Genomic DNA, 651 nt, shown 5'->3' with positions numbered 1-651 from the left:
AGATACGGTCCGAGTACCCGAGCGAACATGCGGGTCCGGTACTCGATGGGGTGGGATGTGCTCATGGTATTGATTTCTCTTCGGCTTGCTATTCCGTTGGGGTAGCGGGCTATTGCTCGGTGGGTCGGCATCGCATCGAGCCGAATCACGTGAATGGAGCATCGTCGTCGAGCCACGAGACCACGTCGGCCAGGGGCCGGCGCGGGGTCGCGGGCAGCGGATCGGCATTCAGCGGCGCCCAGCCGACGCGAATGAGCATCTGGGGGAACAGTTCGTCACCAAAAACGTCCGTTCCGACGATTTTCCGGCAATCAGGATTCTCCAATGCCTCGGTGACCGGGCAGGTCGACAGTCCTTGTGCGGTCGCGGTGAGCAGAACTGCGCTGGTGGCTTCACCGGCCCGGAGCCGATCGAGTGGAGTGTCCGTTGACGTGCCGAGGGCCAAGAGTAATCCGTTGTCGTCCGCTGCGGCCGTCCCCGCGGGTTGGCTGAGCATGGGGCCGGCGAAAATACGGCTGGGGACAGCGGCTCCCTGGTCGGGTGTCGGCGTACTGCGAGCGGGCACGCCGGCCACCGAGGCGTAGCGCCCGCTCCACGTTGTGAGTTCGGTGAGATACTCGGTGTCGTGAACGTGCTGTGAAACCGCTTGCC

At 64.2% G+C, this 651-nt stretch carries 1 protein-coding gene; it reads right to left on the bottom strand.

Going from position 1 to position 651, the window contains the following annotated elements:
- Nucleotides 1–145 precede the first annotated feature (145 nt).
- Nucleotides 146–651, bottom strand: a 506-nt coding sequence (locus tag H7I57_RS13660; protein WP_264024079.1) for a nitroreductase family protein, incomplete at its 5' end; no start/stop codon positions are given.

The organism is Mycolicibacterium pyrenivorans (assembly GCF_025821625.1).
In the GTDB taxonomy this organism is placed as follows: Bacteria; Actinomycetota; Actinomycetes; order Mycobacteriales; family Mycobacteriaceae; genus Mycobacterium; species Mycobacterium pyrenivorans.
Note: the sequence above shows the minus strand (reverse complement) of the source record. Positions and strands in the feature narration are given on the sequence as shown.